The 18,216-nt window shown below is 71.5% G+C and carries 12 protein-coding genes; 6 read left to right on the top strand and 6 right to left on the bottom strand.

All coding sequences use genetic code 11. The annotated features are described in order from the left end of the window. Positions 1-27: 27 nt before the first annotated feature. Both TR49_RS21015 and TR49_RS21020 read right to left on the bottom strand, forming a co-directional pair. A complete protein-coding gene (locus TR49_RS21015; RefSeq protein ID WP_052434479.1) occupies positions 28-612 on the bottom strand; it encodes a hypothetical protein in 585 nt (194 codons plus the stop codon). A gap of 118 nt (positions 613-730) precedes the next feature. Then, a complete protein-coding gene (locus TR49_RS21020; protein WP_236653467.1) occupies positions 731-1,216 on the bottom strand; it encodes a PaaI family thioesterase in 486 nt (161 codons plus the stop codon). A 219-nt stretch (positions 1,217-1,435) separates the two neighbouring features. Between TR49_RS21020 and polA the strand changes: the two genes are divergently transcribed. The 3 genes from polA to pgfA all read left to right on the top strand — a co-directional run bounded on the left by polA (position 1,436) and on the right by pgfA (position 5,811). Beyond that, the gene (polA, locus tag TR49_RS21025; RefSeq protein ID WP_042383740.1) at positions 1,436-4,186 is read left to right on the top strand and encodes a DNA polymerase I; all 2,751 of its coding nucleotides are present in this window, start codon (positions 1,436-1,438) and stop codon (positions 4,184-4,186) included. A gap of 419 nt (positions 4,187-4,605) precedes the next feature. Next, positions 4,606-4,740 carry an SPW_0924 family protein gene (locus TR49_RS42970; RefSeq protein WP_152627380.1) on the top strand — a complete coding sequence of 45 codons (135 nt, stop codon included), beginning with the start codon at positions 4,606-4,608 and terminating at the stop codon, positions 4,738-4,740. A 12-nt stretch (positions 4,741-4,752) separates the two neighbouring features. Further along, entirely contained in the window at positions 4,753-5,811 is a 1,059-nt protein-coding gene (gene pgfA, locus TR49_RS21035; RefSeq protein WP_063770142.1) for a cell envelope lipid trafficking protein PgfA, read from the top strand. Here pgfA and TR49_RS21040 read toward each other — a convergent pair. Continuing rightward, positions 5,734-6,585: a class I SAM-dependent methyltransferase gene (locus tag TR49_RS21040; protein WP_042383742.1), complete on the bottom strand. Its 852-nt coding sequence runs from the start codon at positions 6,583-6,585 to the stop codon at positions 5,734-5,736. The two genes, pgfA and TR49_RS21040, sit on opposite strands and share 78 nt — an antisense overlap. A gap of 351 nt (positions 6,586-6,936) precedes the next feature. Here TR49_RS21040 and rpsA point away from each other — a divergent pair, with 351 nt between their 5' ends. From rpsA to coaE, 3 genes are all read left to right on the top strand, one after another. Beyond that, a complete protein-coding gene (rpsA, locus tag TR49_RS21045) occupies positions 6,937-8,433 on the top strand; it encodes a 30S ribosomal protein S1 (protein WP_042367001.1) in 1,497 nt (498 codons plus the stop codon). 229 nt (positions 8,434-8,662) lie between these two features. Continuing rightward, a complete protein-coding gene (locus TR49_RS21050) occupies positions 8,663-10,864 on the top strand; it encodes an MMPL family transporter (RefSeq protein WP_052434480.1) in 2,202 nt (733 codons plus the stop codon). Between the two features lie 38 nt (positions 10,865-10,902). Continuing rightward, positions 10,903-11,511, top strand: a complete 609-nt coding sequence (coaE, locus tag TR49_RS21055; protein WP_042383743.1) for a dephospho-CoA kinase — start codon at positions 10,903-10,905, stop codon at positions 11,509-11,511. A gap of 51 nt (positions 11,512-11,562) precedes the next feature. On the opposite strand, the gene treZ is transcribed toward coaE, so the two are convergent. The 3 genes from treZ to glgX form a co-directional block, all read right to left on the bottom strand. After that, on the bottom strand, positions 11,563-13,407 hold the full coding sequence (gene treZ, locus TR49_RS21060) for a malto-oligosyltrehalose trehalohydrolase (protein ID WP_084725148.1): 1,845 nt from the start codon (positions 13,405-13,407) through the stop codon (positions 11,563-11,565). 32 nt (positions 13,408-13,439) lie between these two features. Further along, positions 13,440-15,788, bottom strand: coding sequence for a malto-oligosyltrehalose synthase (gene treY / locus TR49_RS21065; RefSeq protein ID WP_042383744.1), 2,349 nt, complete (start codon positions 15,786-15,788; stop codon positions 13,440-13,442). A 134-nt stretch (positions 15,789-15,922) separates the two neighbouring features. Continuing rightward, positions 15,923-18,049, bottom strand: a complete 2,127-nt coding sequence (gene glgX / locus TR49_RS21070) for a glycogen debranching protein GlgX (protein WP_042383745.1) — start codon at positions 18,047-18,049, stop codon at positions 15,923-15,925. Between the last annotated feature and the right edge of the window lie 167 nt (positions 18,050-18,216).

Genomic DNA, 18,216 nt, shown 5'->3' on the forward strand with positions numbered 1-18,216 from the left:
GTTATCAGCTGAGGAAGATTTGAGACTTCACCCTCGATGGCAGGCGGCGGTCATCGCACGGTGCAGGTCCAAGGTGTATCTGTCACCGAGTATTTCGCTTTCCTGCCCGATTGCGCGGATGTTACGGAACGTAACGTCGACGAAGGGTAGTTCGTCCGCCATCGGGATCCGGGAGCAGTCCGTCGCGGTGGCGATGAGCTGGATGCGCACTGTTTGTCCGGGTTGCACGGCGAGCGGCAGGCGGGGTGCGGTACGCAGTGTCAAGCCCCGGTAGGCGACCGTGACTTGAACAACCGTCAGGGCGGCCGCGTCCTGGTTGCGCACGGAGACGAGGAAGACGGCGGTGCGGCCCGCCGGATCGTCGGCGGACATCCCGGCAAATCCGACGTAGCTGACGGCGGCGTGTTCGGCGGGCCATGCCGTCGGTGCGGGAGGCGGAGGTTGATGGCGTGTCAATTCCGCTGTCAGCAAGCCCAGCAGGAGAAGCGCGGCGGGGCCGAGCGTCAGCGTCAGCCTGCGCCGCGCGCTCTGCCGACGCCACCAGTTGCTGAACCTGCGCTCCGCGCCGCGGGATTCGAGGATCTCGACCGGCTCGGGACCGGACCCCGCCATGCGCGCTTGCTGCCCGCGGCGCGGGGGAGCCAAACACGGTGAGGGAGCACGCGAAGGGGGAGCCGCACCTTTCGCGGTGCGGCTCCCCCTTGCGCTGTGTGGCTGCGCTGTGTGGCGCCTACAGGTCACGCAGCATGCAGGTGAGCCGGCAGCTGGTGATGCGGCGGCCCTGGTCGTCGGTGATGGCGATCTCGTACGTCGCCGCCGTGCGGCCGCGGAAGACGGCCGTGGCCACACCCGTCACCAGGCCGGAGGTCGCGCTGCGGTGGTGCGTGGCGTTGAGGTCGACGCCGACCGCGTAGCGGCCGGGACCCGCGTGCAGCATCGAGCCGATGGAGCCGAGCGTCTCCGCGAGCGCCGCGGACGCGCCGCCGTGGAGCAGACCGTAGGGCTGCTGGTTGCCGTCGACGGGCATGGTGCCGACCACGCGCTCCGGGGAGGCCTCCACGATCCGGATGCCGAGCTTCTCGCCGAGGTGGCCACCGGAGAAGGTCTCGGGCGTCACCCCCAGCTTCGCGAAGTGGTCCAGCACGTCCTGCGGGACGTTCAGCTGGATGCCGCGCTCCTCGTTGCCGGGCTGCTCGGTGCTGGACTGGTCGGCCATGTTGCTCCTGACGCCGTTGTCGTTCGGGATCACCGTGGTGCGAGATCCGTGCGATCGTACGACGCCGAAGGGTCCGGGGCCGATGTGACCCAGGTCGCTCCGCGGGCGCTCACCCGGCGGGCCGCGACTCTGCAGAGAAGTGTCGGTGCCGGGTCATAGGATTCCAGCGGTAACGAAACGGACAGTCGGCGGCAGCCGGCAGAGCGGCGGTGGCGAGGCATGGCAGGCAGCAAGGGGACGACCAGCGGGGCCAAGGGGCGCCTGCTGCTCATGGACGGCCACTCCATGGCCTACCGCGCCTTCTACGCCCTCCCCGAGGAGAACTTCAGCACGGTCACGGGGCAGCCGACCAACGCGGTCTACGGCTTCACCTCGATGCTGGCCAACATCCTGCGCGACGAGCAGCCGACGCACTTCGCCGTGGCGTTCGACGTCTCGCGCAAGACCTTCCGGGCGGGCATCTACCCGGAGTACAAGGCCACCCGCTCCGCCTCGCCCGAGGGCTTCCGCGGCCAGGTCGAGCTGGTCTCCGAGCTGCTGGACGCCCTGCGCGTGCCGCACCTGCGCTCGCCCGAGTACGAGGCCGACGACATCATCGCCACCCTGGCCACCGCCGCCGCGGCCGAGGGCTACGAGGTGCTGATCCTCACCGGCGACCGGGACGCGCTCCAGTTGGTCACCGAGCACGTCACGGTGCTCTACCCGACCAAGGGCGTCTCCGAGTTCACCCGGTACACCCCCGACAAGGTGTTCGAGAAGTACGGCGTCACCCCCGCCCAGTACCCGGACCTCGCCGCGCTGCGCGGAGACCCGTCGGACAACCTCCCGGGCATCCCGGGCGTCGGCGAGAAGACCGCCGCCAAGTGGATCAACCAGTACGGCAGCTTCGCCGAGCTGGTCGCCCACGCCGAGGAGGTCAAGGGCAAGATCGGTGAGAAGCTCCGTGCCGGTCTGGAGGACGTCAAGCTCAACCGCGAGCTCACCGAGCTGATCCGCACCGTCGAGCTGCCGCTCGGCCTCGACGACCTGGCCCGGCAGGCCTACGACGTCCCGGCCACCACGCTGCTGCTGGACACGCTGGAGTTCCGCAACCAGCAGCTGCGCGACCGCCTCTTCGCCGTCGACCCGGGCTCGGGCTCGGGCGACGCCGAGGGCGGGGTCGACATGCACGCCGGGCCCGGCGTCGACATCCACGGCGTGGTGCTGACCGAGCCCGGCGCGCTCGCCGCGTGGCTCGCCGAGCACGCCGCCGAGGCCCGGGTCGGCCTCGCCGCCGACTACCGGTGGGCGCTCGGGGAGGGCCACGTCAAGGCTGTAGCCCTGGCCGTCGAGACCGGGCCCGCGGCCTGGTTCGACCCGACCGCCCTGGCCGAGGCGGACGAGCGGGCCTTTGCGGCCTGGCTCGCCGACGCGTCCCGGCCCAAGGCGCTGCACATCGCCAAGCAGGTCCAGCGGGCCTTCGCCGAGCACGGCTGGGAGATCGCCGGCGTCGAGGCCGACAGCGCCCTCGCCGCCTATCTGGAGAAGCCGGGCCGCCGTACCTTCGGCCTCGACGTGCTCGCTGAGGAGTACCTGGGCCGCACCCTCGGCTCCGCCGAGGCCGCCGACTCCGGCCAGCTCGCCTTCGGTGACGAGGCCTCCGAGGACGACGCGGCCGCGGCCGCCGCCGAGCTGCTCATGGTCGAGGCCCGCACCGTCCTGGACCTGGCCGTGGCGCTGGAGGAGCGCCTCGGCAAGGACAGCGCGCTCGCCCTCATGCGCGAGCTGGAGCTGCCCATCGCCGAGCTGCTGGCCCGGATGGAGCGCACCGGCATCGCCGCCGACCGCGAGTGGCTGACCCAGCTGGAGATCCAGTTCGGCGCGGCCGTCCAGCAGGCGGTCAAGGAGGCTCACCACGCGGTCGGCCACGAGTTCAACCTCGGCTCGCCCAAGCAGCTCCAGGAGATCCTCTTCAACGAGCTGGGCCTGCCGAAGACCAAGAAGATCAAGACGGGCTACACGACGGACGCCGACGCGCTCACCTGGCTGGCCGGCCAGACCGAGCACGAGCTGCCCGTCCTGCTGCTGCGCCACCGCGACCAGACCCGGCTGCGCAGCACGGTCGAGGGTCTGATCAAGACCATCGCGGCCGACGGCCGGATCCACACCACCTTCAACCAGATGGTCGCCGCGACCGGCCGCCTCTCCTCCACGGACCCGAACCTGCAGAACATCCCGGTCCGCACCGAGGAGGGCCGGATGATCCGCCGCGCCTTCGTGGTCGGCGAGGGCTACGAGACGCTGCTGACGGCCGACTACAGCCAGATCGAGCTGCGCGTCATGGCTCACCTGTCCGAGGACGCGGGCCTGATCGCGGCCTTCACCTCCGGCGAGGACCTGCACACCACGGTCGGCTCCTACGTCTTCGACGTCACGCCGGACGCGGTCGACGCGGAGATGCGCCGCAAGGTCAAGGCGATGTCCTACGGTCTGGCCTACGGTCTCTCCGCCTTCGGCCTCTCCCAGCAGCTCGGCATCGAGACGGCCGAAGCCCGCCGTCTGATGGACACCTACTTCGAGCGCTTCGGCGGCGTGCGCGACTACCTCCAGCGCGTCGTGGAGGAGGCCCGGGGCACCGGTTACACCGAGACCCTGCTCGGGCGCCGCCGCTACCTGCCCGATCTCACCAGCGACAACCGCCAGCGCCGTGAGATGGCGGAGCGGATGGCGCTCAACGCGCCGATCCAGGGCTCGGCGGCGGACATCGTCAAGATCGCCATGCTCAAGGTCGACGCGGCCCTGCGCGAGGCGCAGCTCGGCTCGCGCATGCTGCTCCAGGTCCACGACGAGATCGTGCTGGAGATCGCCCCGGGCGAGCGCGCCGCGGTCGAGGAGCTGGTCCGCCGCGAGATGGCCGGCGCCTACCCGCTGCGCGCCCCGCTCGACGTCTCCGTCGGCGCGGGCCGCAACTGGGAGGACGCCGGCCACTAGTCGGCTGCTACGCGGCCGGCCCACCGGACGCCTCCGTGCTCATCCGGTGGGCCGGCCACACCGGCAGTGCGGACGGCACGATGAGTGCGGAGGCGACCACGTCCACCAGCGGCCCGCCTCTCCCCCTGTCCCTCCAAGGGGACGGTGGCCAGGGCCCGTTCGGCCCGCTCGGCGCGCTCCGCCCTGGCGACCCGCTTCACCCTCAGGCCGTACTCGATGTTCTGACGTACCGACAGATGTGAGAACAGGGCGTAGTTCTGGAAGGCCGTGTTGACGTCACGGTCGAGGGGCGGCCGCCGGGTCACGGCCCGTCCGCCGAGCGGCACCTGGCGGGCGCAGAAGGGTAGAACCTGTTCTCATTTATGGCGGGCGACGCTACGGTGCGCTTCTGCCCGGCATCGAGCGGAAGGGGCGGGGACGTGCGTGCGCTGATCGCAGCGGCCGTGGGAGCCGCGGTGGCGGTGGTGGTGGCCCTGGTCGCCGTGCCGCTCGCCGACCAGAACGGGCCGACGACGGCCAAGCCGCTGCTCACCAGCGCTCCGGCGCATCCGTAGGGAGGGGCGCGGATGCGGCAGCGGCTCGCTCTCGTCCTGGTGGCCCTCGCGGCCTTCCTCGCGGTGCTCGGCGTCATGCTGCGCGTGTGGGTCTACCCCAACGTCGTCGCCGTGCCCGACAACCAGTACCAGGCCGTCGTGCTGGAGGCGAAGGACGCCACGCTCATCGACTACAGCTCGATGACCGCGGTTCCGCACCAGCACGTCACCATCGTGGAGACCCTCAAGGGAGACGCCGCCGCGGCCCAGGCCGAGAAGAAGCGCACCGGACGGGACGTCGTCGTGTGGGACGCGCTCTCCTACATCCTCGGCAACGACGGCAAGCGGCTCTCCGCCATCCCGGAGATCTACCCCTTCGACGCGCACACCCAGGACCCGGTGCACTGCTGCGGGGAGAACGTCGACGGCCAGACGGTCAGCCGGGTCGGCATCGAGTACAAGTTTCCCTTCGACACCCAGCCGCACGACTACCAGTACTTCGACCCGCAGACCCGTACCGCGGCGCCGATTCACTACAAGGGGACCACCACGCTCGACGGGCTGATCGTCTACTACTTCGAGCAGACGATCCCGTGGACCCAGGTGCCGTTCCCCAAGGCCATGCCGGCGGGCGTCGCGATCACGCCCGACCAGATCGACAAGCTCGGCTACCAGCGCTGGTACACCACCGTCCGCAAGTTCTGGGTCGACCCCGTCACCGGCGCGCCGATCAACGGCGAGGAGGTGCACGACGAGCAGTTGCGGATGCCGCCGAGCTCCGGCATGGCGCCGGTGACGATCTTCTCGGGCGACGTGAAGATCCGCCCCGACTACCAGGCCGCGACCGTCGCCCTGGTGAAGAAGGAGCGCGCGCTGCTGCTGATGCTGCGCGACTACCTCCCGCTCGGGCTACCGCTGTCCGGCCTGGTGGCACTCGCGCTGGCCTTCGTGGTCGAGGGCCGGGCGCGGCGCCGGACCGCCGGGGGGACACCCTACGGCGGAGCGGCGCCGGGCTCAGTCCCGGACGCAGACGAAGACGGCGGTGCCGGGGATGTGGCGTCCGCGCAGGGGGCTCCAGCCGCCCCACTCTGAGGTGAGCTCCTCGGGCCACTCCGGCTCGACCAGGTCCACCAGGCGGAAGCCGGCCAGCGCCAGCTCGCGCACCCGGTCGCCGAGGGTCCGGTGGTGCTCCACGTAGACGGCGGCGCCGGTCTCGTCCTGTTCGACGTAGGGCGTGCGGTCGAAGTAGGACGCCGTGGCCGTCAGGCCCTCCACACCCGGCTCGTCCGGGAACGCCCAGCGGATCGGGTGGGTGACCGAGAAGACCCAGCGTGAGCCCGGCCGCAGCACCCGGTGCACCTCGCGCAGCAGCCGCGTCGTGTCCGCGACGAAGGGCACCGCCCCGTAGGCGGAGCAGGCCAGGTCGAAGCTCTCGTCGGCGAAGGGCAGCACGGTGGCGTCCGCCTGGACCAGCGGCAGCGGCGGGCGGGCCGCCTGCTCGTCGATACGGCGGGCGTGCTGGAGCTGCCGGTAGGACAGGTCCAGCGCCACCGGGAGGGCGCCCTGGTCGGCGAGCCAGCGCGAGCACTGCGCCGCGCCCGCCCCGATCTCCAGCACGCGCGCGCCGCGCAGCGCGGCGTGGTCGCCGAGCAGGCCGGCGTCGGCCTCGTCCAAGCCCTCCGGGCACCAGACGAACCGGGCGTCGCCGAGGAACGCGCCGTGTTCCAGCTGGTACTCGTCGGCGTTCCGGTCCCACCAGCCGCGGTTGGCGCGGCTGCTCTCGGCTGCGCCGGCCTCGCGGCGCACGGCCTCGGCGTCGTCGTCGACACCGGGCTCGATCTTTTCGGGGGGCGTGTCATTGATCATGTCGCCGATAGCGTAGCCTTGGCGCCGTAGCAAGCGAGGTCACCTCGGGGTCTTGCGGAAAGTCCCGTTCGGACGATAGACATCCATCCGTCCGGGCCCATTCCGCAGTGCGGCTTCCGCATTGACCGTGCATGGCTGTCCCCGTATGCTACAAGTTGCGCTGCGGGCCTGCGCGCCTCGGACGGAGCAGGTCGCGCTCGCATCTGTTGAAGACTCCACGTTTTCTTTGTCTGCTTGCTTGTCTTCTGTGCGGCATCCGGCTGGTGGGCGTGGCGTCCTTGGTGGAGCGATCACGGGTCCCCGGCGTGGTAGTACCTACGACTTCATGTCCGTACCGGAGCCCCTTTCCTAATGACGAGCAGCACCGAGGCCCCCACCACTCCCCAGGTTGCGGTCAACGACATCGGCGACGCCGAGGCCTTCCTCGCCGCGATCGACGAGACCATCAAGTACTTCAACGATGGTGACATCGTCGAAGGCACCATCGTGAAGGTTGACCGTGACGAGGTGCTCCTCGACATCGGTTACAAGACCGAGGGCGTCATCCCGTCCCGCGAGCTGTCGATCAAGCACGATGTCGACCCGCACGAGGTCGTCGCCGTGGGCGACAGCATCGAGGCCCTGGTCCTCCAGAAGGAGGACAAGGAGGGTCGCCTGATCCTGTCCAAGAAGCGCGCCCAGTACGAGCGCGCCTGGGGCACGATCGAGAAGATCAAGGACGAGGACGGCATCGTCACCGGTACCGTCATCGAGGTCGTCAAGGGTGGTCTCATCCTCGACATCGGCCTCCGTGGCTTCCTCCCGGCCTCCCTGGTCGAGATGCGCCGCGTCCGCGACCTCCAGCCGTACGTCGGCAAGGAGCTCGAGGCGAAGATCATCGAGCTGGACAAGAACCGCAACAACGTGGTCCTGTCCCGCCGTGCCTGGCTGGAGCAGACCCAGAGCGAGGTCCGTCAGACCTTCCTCACCACCCTGCAGAAGGGCCAGGTGCGCTCCGGCGTCGTCTCCTCGATCGTCAACTTCGGTGCCTTCGTGGACCTGGGTGGCGTCGACGGCCTGGTGCACGTCTCCGAGCTGTCCTGGAAGCACATCGACCACCCGTCCGAGGTTGTCGAGGTCGGCCAGGAGGTCACCGTCGAGGTTCTCGACGTGGACATGGACCGCGAGCGCGTCTCCCTGTCGCTGAAGGCGACCCAGGAGGACCCGTGGCAGCAGTTCGCCCGGACGCACCAGATCGGTCAGGTCGTCCCGGGTAAGGTCACCAAGCTGGTTCCGTTCGGTGCGTTCGTCCGCGTGGACGAGGGCATCGAGGGTCTGGTCCACATCTCCGAGCTGGCCGAGCGCCACGTCGAGATCCCGGAGCAGGTCGTCCAGGTCGGCGACGAGATCTTCGTCAAGGTCATCGACATCGACCTCGAGCGTCGTCGCATCAGCCTCTCGCTGAAGCAGGCCAACGAGTCCTTCGGTGCCGACCCGATGGCGGTCGAGTTCGACCCGACCCTCTACGGCATGGCCGCGTCCTACGACGACCAGGGCAACTACATCTACCCGGAGGGCTTCGACCCCGAGGCGAACGACTGGCTGCCCGGCTACGAGAAGCAGCGTGAGGAGTGGGAGCGCCAGTACGCCGAGGCGCAGGCCCGCTTCGAGCAGCACCAGGCCCAGGTCGTCAAGAGCCGCGAGGCCGACGCCGAGGCCGCTGCCGCGGGCGAGGGTGCCGCTGCCGAGACCGGCGGTGCCGTCTCCGGTGGCTCGTACTCCTCCAGCAGCGAGGAGACCTCGGGCGCCCTGGCGACCGACGAGGCCCTGGCCGCGCTCCGCGAGAAGCTGGCGGGTGGCCAGAGCTGAGGCTCTGCCCCACGCGCTAGTCGCTAGCGTCTGACGAACCCCCACCTGGGCAACCGGGTGGGGGTTCGTTCGTTTCTGTCGTTTGGTGTGCGTTCAACCGGGCTCCGTTGACTGCAGGCTTATGCGCCGTTGACGACTATGGTGCAGCCCATATCGGTAGCCTCTACCGATCATGGGACAACTCGGTCACCTTTGACTGAGTTGCCCTGAACGGAAGCAGGCCGTCCACATGCACCAGACCTCCTCGAAGCTCCGCGGTCCCTTCGCGGCGCTCGGCCGGTTCAGCTTCCGCCACCGTCGCTGGGTGGCGCTTGCCTGGGCTGTGCTCATCGCGATCGGTCTGGTCTTCGGCACCAAGGTCTTCAGCGCGGCGGCCCCCTCCGCCAAGGCCGCCGGCTCCGAGTCCGCAACCGGCTCGACCCTCCTGTCCCAGTACGGCACCAGCGGCGACGCGCTCCAGGCGCTCGTCAGCGGTAAGTCCCCGGACGACGCGGGCGTGAAGGCGGCCGTCGCCTCTGCGGAGCAGGACCTGCGCGTCATGCCGGGCGTCGCCTCCGTCACCGACGTCCGCGCCCAGAACGGCTCCTCGCAGATCCTGAGCGTCCAGCTGAGCGACGCCAAGGCGGCCGACCAGGCGGAGGCACGCCTCACCCGGATCGGCGCCGACAGCGGCACGGACGTCAAGCTCGGCGGCAACCAGGTCCTCGCGCAGCAGGTGCAGCAGCAGACCAAGTCCGACACCGAGACCGGTGAGATCGTCGCCCTGCCGATCACCCTGGCCGTGATGGTGCTGATCTTCGGCGGCTTCGTCGCCGCCGGGCTCCCGCTGATCGGCGCGATCGGCTCGGTCGCGGGCGCGCTGCTGGCACTGCTGGGCTTCACCCAGATCATGCCGATCGACACCAGCGTCCTGCCGATCACCACCGTGCTCGGCCTCGGCCTCTCCATCGACTACGCCCTGCTCGTCGTCAACCGCTTCCGGGAGGAGCGGAGCAAGGGCGCGACCATCGAACAGGCCGTGGAGCGCACCAGCGCCACGGCCGGCCGGACCATCGCGTTCTCCGCGCTGACCGTCGCCGTCGCCCTCTCCGGACTCTTCGTGCTCACCAGCCCGATCTTCCACGCCGTCGCCGCCGCGGGTGTCAGCGTCGTCGTCATCACCGTGCTGTCCGGGCTGACGCTCGTCCCGGCGCTGCTCGGCTTCGCCGGGAAGAAGATCAAGCCGCCGAAGCAGGGCGTCCGGGACAAGGGCCGCTTCGCCTGGGTGGTGCGCAAGGTCCGCCGCCGCGCGCTGCCGGTGGCGCTGGCCACCGTCGCCCTGCTCATCGCCGCGGCCGCGCCGTTCTTCGGCGCCCACGCGCAGAGCCTGGGCACCCAGACCCTGCCCACCAGCTTCAGCGCGCGGACCGTCGCCGACGCCGTCGCCGCCGACTACCCGACGCTGAAGGACCCCGACGTCACCGTCCTGGTCAAGAGCGACGCGGCCACGGCCGACGGCTACGCCAGGCACGTCGCCACCCTGCCGGACGTGAAGTCCGCGGCCGTGACCGAGGCCGGCGGCAGTGGCTCGTCCGCCTGGGCCGCAGTCGGCGTCCACGTCGACGGCAGCGCCCAGGGTGCGACCGCCCAGCACGTGGTGGGCGAGCTCCGCGCCGACCGCGAGGGGCTGACCACCTGGGTCACCGGCGACGCCGCGAGCGTCGTCGACTTCCACCACGAGATCAGCTCGCGCGGACCCTGGGCGCTCGGACTGATCGTCGCCGCGACGTTCGTGCTGCTGTTCCTGATGACCGGCTCCGTGGTCGTGCCGATCAAGGCGCTGGTGATGAACCTGCTCTCGCTGGGCGCGGCGCTCGGCATGATGACCCTGGTCTTCCAGGGCGGCTGGTTCAGCGGCCTGCTCGGCTTCACGCCCACGGGCGGGCTCGAGGCGTGGATCCCGGTCCTGGTCTTCGTCTTCTCCTTCGGCCTGTCGATGGACTACGAGGTCTTCCTGCTCTCACGGATCAAGGAACTCCACGACGAGGGCTACTCCTGTGCGCGCTCGGTCGAGCTGGGCGTGCAGCGCAGCGGCCGGATCATCACCTCGGCAGCCGCGCTGATGGTGATCGTCTTCCTGGGCTTCTCGACCGGGCGGATGCTGGACATCAAGGAGATCGGCCTGGCGCTGGCCGTCGCCGTCCTGGTGGACGCGACGCTGGTGCGGATGCTGCTGGTCCCGGCGACCATGTCGATGTTCGGCCGACTGAACTGGTGGGCCCCGCCGCTCCTCCGCCGCCTGCACGCCCGCTTCGGCTTCAAGGAGCACGCGGTCCTGCCTCCGCTGCCGGTGGTGACGGCCCTGCCGGTCCAGCGTGTGGAGGAGGCCGAGCCGCAGCCGCAGGCCCAGCTTCAGCCCCAGGCGCAGCCGCAGCTCATGAAGGCGAGCTAGCCGCACGGGCCCGACCGCGCACTGCTAGGTTGCTGCCCATGGTGAAGGTCGGACTGACGGGCGGCATCGGCGCGGGCAAGAGCGCGGTGTCCGCGCTGCTCGCGGAGCTGGGCGCGGTGATCGTGGACGCGGATCTGATCGCGCGCGAGGTCGTCGCGCCCGGGACCGAGGGCCTCGCCGCCGTCGTCGCCGAGTTCGGCGACGACGTGCTGGCGGCGGACGGCTCCCTCGACCGGCCGAAGCTGGGAGCGGTCGTCTTCGCCGATCCGGCGAGGCTCGCCGCGCTCAACGCGATCGTGCACCCGCTGGTCGGGCGCCGGTCCGCCGAGCTGGAGGCCGCCGCGGGGCCCGACGCCGTCGTCGTCCACGACGTGCCGCTGCTCGCCGAGAACGGCCTTGCGCCGCTCTACGACGTGGTCGTCGTCGTGGACGCCGCTGACGAGACGCGGGTGCGGCGGCTGGTCGAGCTGCGCGGCATGGCCGAGGCGGACGCCCGCGCGCGGATGGCCGCGCAGGCCACCCGCGAGGCGCGGCTCGCCGTCGCGGATCTGGTGATCGACAACGACGGGCCGCTGGAGCGGCTCGCGCCGCAGGTCCGCGAGGTGTGGGAGAAGCTGACCGGCTACCGGCCCGAGACGGCGTCCTAGGCGGAGCCCGCGTCCTCGGCAGAGCCCTGCGCGTCGGGCGGGGGCCCTGGCTCAGGCAGAACCCTGGCTCTGGGCGGAGGTTGAGACCCCCGCGCCCCTGAGCTCGCCCGGGGACTGGGCGCGGAGCACGGTCACCGCGGGCGGGAACTGCGCGAGCACCGTCCCGCCGGACAGCGGCAGTTCGTGCCGCGCCCCGGTTCCGGTGGAGAGGTCGACGCCGACGACCAGCTCGCCGCGACGCAGCACGAGCCAGCGCTCCGTCTCGCTGTAGTGGACCTCGGCGGGCCCGTGGGCGAGCGGGCGCAGCCGGATCAGGCGGCGGTACCAGTCGAGCAGCGCGGCGTGGCCGCCGCCGGCCTGCTCGGGCTGGGACCAGTCGAGCCGGGAGCCGGTGAAGGTCGAGTCCGCCTGCGGGTCGGGGACCTCCTCCGGCTTCCAGCCGTGCTCGGCGAACTCGCGACGGCGGCCCTCACGGACGGCCCTCGCCAGCGCCGGGTCCTGGTGGTCGGTGAAGTACATCCAGGGCGTCGTCGCCCCCCACTCCTCGCCCATGAACAGCATCGGCGTGAACGGGGACAGCAGCACCAGCGCCGCACCCGCCGCCAGGCGTTCGAGCGTCAGCGAGGAGGCGAGGCGGTCGCCGCGGGCGCGGTTGCCGATCTGGTCGTGGGTCTGGGCGTAGCCGAACAGCCGGTGTGCGGGGATGCGCGCCGGGTCGAGGCGTCGGCCGTGGGTCCGGCCGCGGAAGCTGGACCAGGTGCCGTCGTGGAAGTAACCGTGGGAGAGGGTCTTGGCCACGGCCTGGAGCGGGCGTTCGGCGAAGTCGGCGTAGTAGCCCTGGTCCTCGCCGGTCAGCGCCGCGTGCAGGGCGTGGTGGAAGTCGTCGCTCCACTGCGCGGAGAGCCCGATGCCCCCGGCCTCGCGGGCGGTGATCAGCCGCGGGTCGTTGAGGTCCGACTCGCCCACGAGGAAGAGCGGCCGCCCGGTGCGCTCGGCCAGCTCGTCGACGGCGGCGGCCAGCTCCTCCAGGAAGGTCAGCGCCCGGTCGTCGACGAGCGCGTGCACAGCGTCCAGCCGCAGTCCGTCGATCCGGTAGTCGCGCAGCCAGGCCAGGGCGCTGCCGACGAAGTAGCCGCGGACCTCGTCGGAGCCGGGCGCGTCCAGGTTCACCGCCGAGCCCCAGGGGGTCTGGTGACGGTCGGTGAAGTAGGGCCCGTAGGCGGGCAGGTGGTTGCCGGAGGGCCCGAGGTGGTTGTGCACCACGTCGAGGATCACGCCGAGGCCGTGCGCGTGGGCGGCGTCGACCAGGCGCTTGAGTGCCTCGGGTCCGCCGTAGGGCTCGTGGACGGCCCACGGCGCCACCCCGTCGTAGCCCCAGCCATGGCGGCCGGGGAAGGGGCAGACCGGCATCAGCTCGATATGGGTCACGCCGAGGTCGGCCAGGTACGGGAGACGGTCGACGACGCCGTCGAAGGTGCCCTCGGGGGTGAACGTGCCGACATGCAGCTCGTAGACGACGGCCCCGGCCAGGCCCCGGCCCGGCCAGGCCGGGGTGGTCCAGCGGAAGGCCGCGTGGTCGACCAGCTGTGACAGTCCGTCCGGTCCGTCGGGCTGGCGTGCCGAGCGCGGGTCGGGGTGGGTCGGGCCGTTGTCGAGGCGGAATCCGTAACGGCTCGCGGCCGGATCGGCCGCCACGCCCGCCGTCCACCAGCCCGGCCGGGCGGGGTCCGGCCGCATGGCGTGCACGGTCCCGTCGACCTCCACCTCCACGCGCGCGTGGTCGGGCGCCCAGACGGCGAACCGGTGCGGACGGCGCGCACGGGGCGGTGCGGACGGCGCTGACTGCGCGGACGGTGCGGACGGCACGGGGGGCGCGGGCGGCACGGGTGTCGGCATACCCGCCTTCCTACCCGGCCCGGAGGTCGCCGTCACAGCCGGGAGAGCAGCGCGACGGGCAGCCGGTCGAGCAGTTCGGCCAGCGGCACGGCGCCGGTGAGGCCCTGGCGGCCGGTCAGGGCCTCGGTCCAGACACCCTCCGGGAGGGTGAGCGTCGCGTCGCGCCAGCCGCCCGCGCGGGCGAGGACGTACGGCAGACGGGTGACGACGGTCAGCAGCGACTCGTCGCGCAGGAAGGCGAGGGCGTGGGGGGAGGGTGTCGCCCAGGCGGAGTAACCGGCCTTCGGATCCAGGCCGGCGCGCAGGCGCAGGGCCGCTCGGGTGAGTGCCGCCTTCTCGGCGGCGAGGCTGCCGGCCGGTGCCTCCGGGGGCGGGAAGGTGACGATGCCGCGGTTGTCCGGGTCGACGAGTGTGTACAGCGGGAACTCGCTGCCCTGGTAGAGGTCCGGTGCTCCCGGCATGGTCAGGTGGAGCAGCGCCGCACTGAGCGTGTTGACGCGGGCGTGGGGGGCGAGGCGGGCCGCGAAGGCGCTGATGCGGGCGGCCAGGGCCGGTTCCGCGGGGAGGGAGAGTGCGAGCGCGCGGACCGCGTCCTCGTAGTCCGGGTCGGGATCGGTCCAGCTGGTGCGGAGCTTCGCCTCACGGACGGACTTGAGGGCGACGGCGCCCAGCCGCTCGCCGTCGATCGGCCAGGCCGCGAGCGCGGTCTGGCAGACCAGGTCCTCGGCGTCCCGGTCCTGCGGCAGGCCGCCGCCGGGAGCGAGCGCGGACCAGGCCGCGCGTTCGCCCGACCACTCCTCGGGCAGCTCGGCCAGGACCGCGAGGCGGGCGCGGGCGTCCGCGCTGCGCTTGGTGTCGTGCGTGGAGAGCGCCGTCATCGTGGCGGGCCAGTCGCGGGCGATGCGGGCGCAGTAGCTGTGGAACTCCTCGGGGCTGACGCCCGGGTGGGCCGGGTCGCCGCCCACCTCGTTGAGCGAGAGCAGCGGGTGGTGCCGGTAGAAGGCGGTGTCCTCGACGCCTTTCGCGGCCACGGCAGCGGCCGTCTGGGCGAAGCGGGCGCGCAGCGACGTGGGGGAGCCGGGGCCCAGCAGCAGCTGCTTGACCAGCGCGGCCGTCGCCGCGAAGGGCGCGGGCACGAGGGCCTCGTCCGGCTCGGCGCGCAGGGCGGCCACGTCGGCGTCCGGGAGCGGTTCGCCCGGCACGGGGTACGGGCGGTAGCGGGGGAAGGCCGCCAGCAGGCCGGCCACGGCCGCGCGGACCGCCCACGCCGGATGGTCGCTGCGCGCGGGATCGCCGGCGCAGGCGGCCTCGACCTCCCGCACCAGCCGGGCGACCTCGGTGTCGAGCTCGCCCTCGGGGCGTGTCAGCTCGGTGCGCCCGCGCAACGCGGCCGCCGTGGCCTGCGCCGCCGGCGGGCGCAGCGCACGGACCACGCCCGCGCCGTCGGTCAGCACGCCGTCGATCTGCCGCAGTGCGTCGTACCCCGTCGTGCCGGCGCAGGGCCAGTCGGCGGGCAGGGTCTCCGGGCCCGTGAGGATCTTCTCCACGACCACGTGGGCGCCGCCGGTGGCCTCGCGCAGCCGCCGCAGGTACCCGCGCGGGTCGGCGAGGCCGTCCGGGTGGTCCACCCGGAAGCCGTCCAGCACGCCGTCGGCGTGCAGACGCAGCAGCAGCGCGTGCGTGGCGTCGAAGACCTCGGGCAGCTCCACGCGGACGGCTATCAGGTCGTTGACGGTGAAGAACCGCCGGTAGTTGAGCTCGGTGTCCGCGAGCCGCCACCAGGCCGGTCGGTACCACTGCCTGCGCAGCAGCTCCGGCAGCGGCAGCGACTCCGTGCCCGGCCGCAGCGGGAAGACGTGCGGGCCGTACCGCAGCACCCGTTCCTCCCCGTCCGGACCCTCGTTCGAGGCCAGGCTGAAGCCGCCGTCGGCGAGGACGGCGCCGAGCCGGTCGCCGAGGACGGGCAGCAGAACCCGTCCCCCCTGCGCGGTCCAGTCGATGTCGAACCAGGCCGCAGACGGCGAGGCCGGGCCCTCGCGCAGCGCCTGCCACAGGGCCCGGTTCAGGTGCAACGGGGTGGGGGCGGCCATGTGGTTGGGCACGATGTCCGCGATCAGGCCCAGCCCGTGGGCCCGGGCGCGCTCGGCGAGGGCCCGCAGGCCGGTCTCGCCACCCAGCTCGGCGCTGATTCGGCCGTGGTCCACCACGTCGTAGCCGTGCCGCGAGCCCGGCACGGCCTGCAGCACGGGCGAGAGGTGCAGATGCGACACGCCCAGACCGGCGAGGTACGGGACGGCGTCGGCGGCCTGCGCGAATCCGAAGCCGGGCTGGAGCTGCAGCCGGTAACTGGCCGTGGGGGCCCGTCGCTCTGCATTCGTCATACGTACACGCCTACCCCACCCCGCCGGAGCGCACGACCCGGGCCGGACAATCGGCCGAACCCGCGCCGCTTGTGTGCCGGGCTCGGACAGTGGGCACGGACACGGCCCGGACGGTGCAGATCGGACGGTGCAGCTCAGACGGAGGGGCGCTGCAGCACCATCATCGAGCGGTCCACCAGGCGCAGCTTCTCCCCGGCCCGCACCTTGGCGCCTGTGCCGGGCGAGATCGTCCACGGCAGCGAGGTGTCCACGATCACCTGCCACTCCTGGCCGTGGTTGACCGGGACGGCGAACTCCAGCGGCTGGGCGTCCGCATTGAACAGCAGCAGGAAGGAGTCGTCCGTGATCCGGCCGCCACGCCGGTCCGGCTCGGAGATGGCGTTGCCGTTGAGGAAGACGGTGAGCGACTTGGCGAAGGACGCGCGCCAGTCCCGCGCCGTCATCTCCTGCCCCTCGTTGGTGAACCAGGCGATGTCGGTGAGCTCGTCGTGCGTGCCGAAGACCGGGCGGCCGTGGAAGAAGCGGCGGCGGCGGAAGACCGGGTGGTCACGGCGCAGCCACACCATGTGCCGGGTGAACTCCAGCAGTTGGCCGGCCGGGCTCTCCTCGTCCAGCAGCGGCCAGCGTACCCAGGAGATCTCGTTGTCCTGGCAGTAGGCGTTGTTGTTGCCGCCCTGGCTGCGGCCGAACTCGTCGCCGTGCAGCAGCATCGGCACGCCCTGGCTCAGCAGCAGCGTGGCGATGAAGTTGCGCTGCTGGCGGGCGCGGAGGCCGAGCACGGTCGGGTCGTCCGTGTCGCCCTCGACGCCGCAGTTCCAGGAGCGGTTGAACGACTCGCCGTCCCGGTTCTCCTCGCCGTTGGCCGCGTTGTGCTTCTGGTTGTAGGAGACCAGATCCCGCAGCGTGAAGCCGTCGTGGCAGGTGACGAAGTTGATGCTGGCGATGGGGCGGCGGCCGTCGTCCTGGTAGAGGTCGGAGGAGCCCGTCAGCCGCGAGCCGAACTCGGCCAGCGTGGCATTCTCGCCGCGCCACAGATCCCGCACGGTGTCGCGGTAGCGGCCGTTCCACTCCGTCCACAGCGGAGGGAAGTTGCCCACCTGGTAGCCGCCCTCGCCCAGATCCCACGGCTCGGCGATGAGCTTGGCCTGGGAGACCACAGGATCCTGCTGGACCAGGTCGAAGAAGGAGGAGAGCCGGTCCACCTCGTGGAACTGGCGGGCCAGCGTGGCCGCCAGGTCGAAGCGGAAGCCGTCGACGTGCATCTCGGTGACCCAGTAGCGCAGCGAATCCATGATCAGCTGCAGCACGTGCGGGCTGCGCATCAGCAGGCTGTTGCCCGTGCCGGTGGTGTCCTCGTAGTACCGGCGGTCGTCGGCCAGCCGATAGTACGACGGGTTGTCCAGGCCGCGGAAGGCGAGCGTGGGCCCCAGGTGGTTGCCCTCGGCGGTGTGGTTGTAGACGACGTCGAGGATGACCTCGATGCCGGCCGCGTGCAGCGCCTTGACCATCGACTTGAACTCCTGGACCTGCTGGCCGCGGTCCCCGAGCGAGGAGTACGCGCCGTGCGGGGCGAAGAAGCCGATGGTGTTGTAGCCCCAGTAGTTGGACAGGCCCAGGTCGGTGAGCCGGTGGTCGTCGACGAACTGGTGCACCGGCATCAGTTCCAGGGCGGTGACGCCGAGTTTGACCAGGTGCTCGATGACGGCCGGGTGCGCGATCCCGGCGTAGGTGCCGCGGATGTCCTCCGGGATGCCCGGGTGGAGTTCGGTGAGGCCGCGCACATGCGCCTCGTAGATGACCGTGCGGTGGTAGTCGGTGCGCGGCGGGCGGTCGTTGCCCCAGTCGAAGTACGGGTTCACCACGACCGAGGCCATCGTGTGCGGGGCGGAGTCGAGGTCGTTGCGGCGCTCCGGCGCGCCGAAGTGGTAGCCGTAGACGGACTCGTCCCAGTCGACCCGACCGCTCATCGCCTTCGCGTACGGGTCGAGCAGCAGCTTGGCGCTGTTGCAGCGCAGGCCCCGGCTCGGGTCGTAGGGTCCGTGCACACGGAAGCCGTAGCGCTGCCCCGGCTGGACGCCGGGGAGGTAGGCGTGGCGGACGAAGGCGTCCGTCTCGCGCAGCTCGATCGAGGTCTCCGAGCCGTCCTCGGCCAGCAGGCACAGCTCGATCCGCTCCGCCGTCTCGGAGAAGACGGCGAAGTTCGTCCCGGCGCCGTCGTAGGTGGCGCCGAGGGGGTACGGCTGGCCCGGCCAGACTTGCATGGTCCTCAACCAATCCTGCTCGGTGGTGGTGCTGGGTCGAACGCGCGGTGGGCCCTCAAGGGGTCATGCCCGGACCGACGGTTCGTCATGTCCGAGTGCATCGTGACCTAGCACACCGGTTCCCATGAAAGACTTGCCGGTTCTTCGCCCGAACGAGTGTCTGTTCG

The organism is Streptacidiphilus melanogenes (assembly GCF_000787835.1).
GTDB classification, from domain to species: domain Bacteria; phylum Actinomycetota; class Actinomycetes; order Streptomycetales; family Streptomycetaceae; genus Streptacidiphilus; species Streptacidiphilus melanogenes.

Coding starts and splice junctions, on each gene's coding strand:
- TR49_RS21020 (WP_236653467.1), bottom strand. CDS start 1,216: ATGGCCGACCAGTCCAGCACCGAGCAGCCCGGCAACGAGGAGCGCGGC.
- pgfA (WP_063770142.1), top strand. CDS start 4,753: ATGCGGCAGCGGCTCGCTCTCGTCCTGGTGGCCCTCGCGGCCTTCCTC.
- treY (WP_042383744.1), bottom strand. CDS start 15,788: ATGACGAATGCAGAGCGACGGGCCCCCACGGCCAGTTACCGGCTGCAG.
- TR49_RS21050 (WP_052434480.1), top strand. CDS start 8,663: ATGCACCAGACCTCCTCGAAGCTCCGCGGTCCCTTCGCGGCGCTCGGC.
- glgX (WP_042383745.1), bottom strand. CDS start 18,049: ATGCAAGTCTGGCCGGGCCAGCCGTACCCCCTCGGCGCCACCTACGAC.
- rpsA (WP_042367001.1), top strand. CDS start 6,937: ATGACGAGCAGCACCGAGGCCCCCACCACTCCCCAGGTTGCGGTCAAC.
- treZ (WP_084725148.1), bottom strand. CDS start 13,407: ATGCCGACACCCGTGCCGCCCGCGCCCCCCGTGCCGTCCGCACCGTCC.
- TR49_RS21040 (WP_042383742.1), bottom strand. CDS start 6,585: ATGATCAATGACACGCCCCCCGAAAAGATCGAGCCCGGTGTCGACGAC.
- coaE (WP_042383743.1), top strand. CDS start 10,903: ATGGTGAAGGTCGGACTGACGGGCGGCATCGGCGCGGGCAAGAGCGCG.
- TR49_RS21015 (WP_052434479.1), bottom strand. CDS start 612: ATGGCGGGGTCCGGTCCCGAGCCGGTCGAGATCCTCGAATCCCGCGGC.
- polA (WP_042383740.1), top strand. CDS start 1,436: ATGGCAGGCAGCAAGGGGACGACCAGCGGGGCCAAGGGGCGCCTGCTG.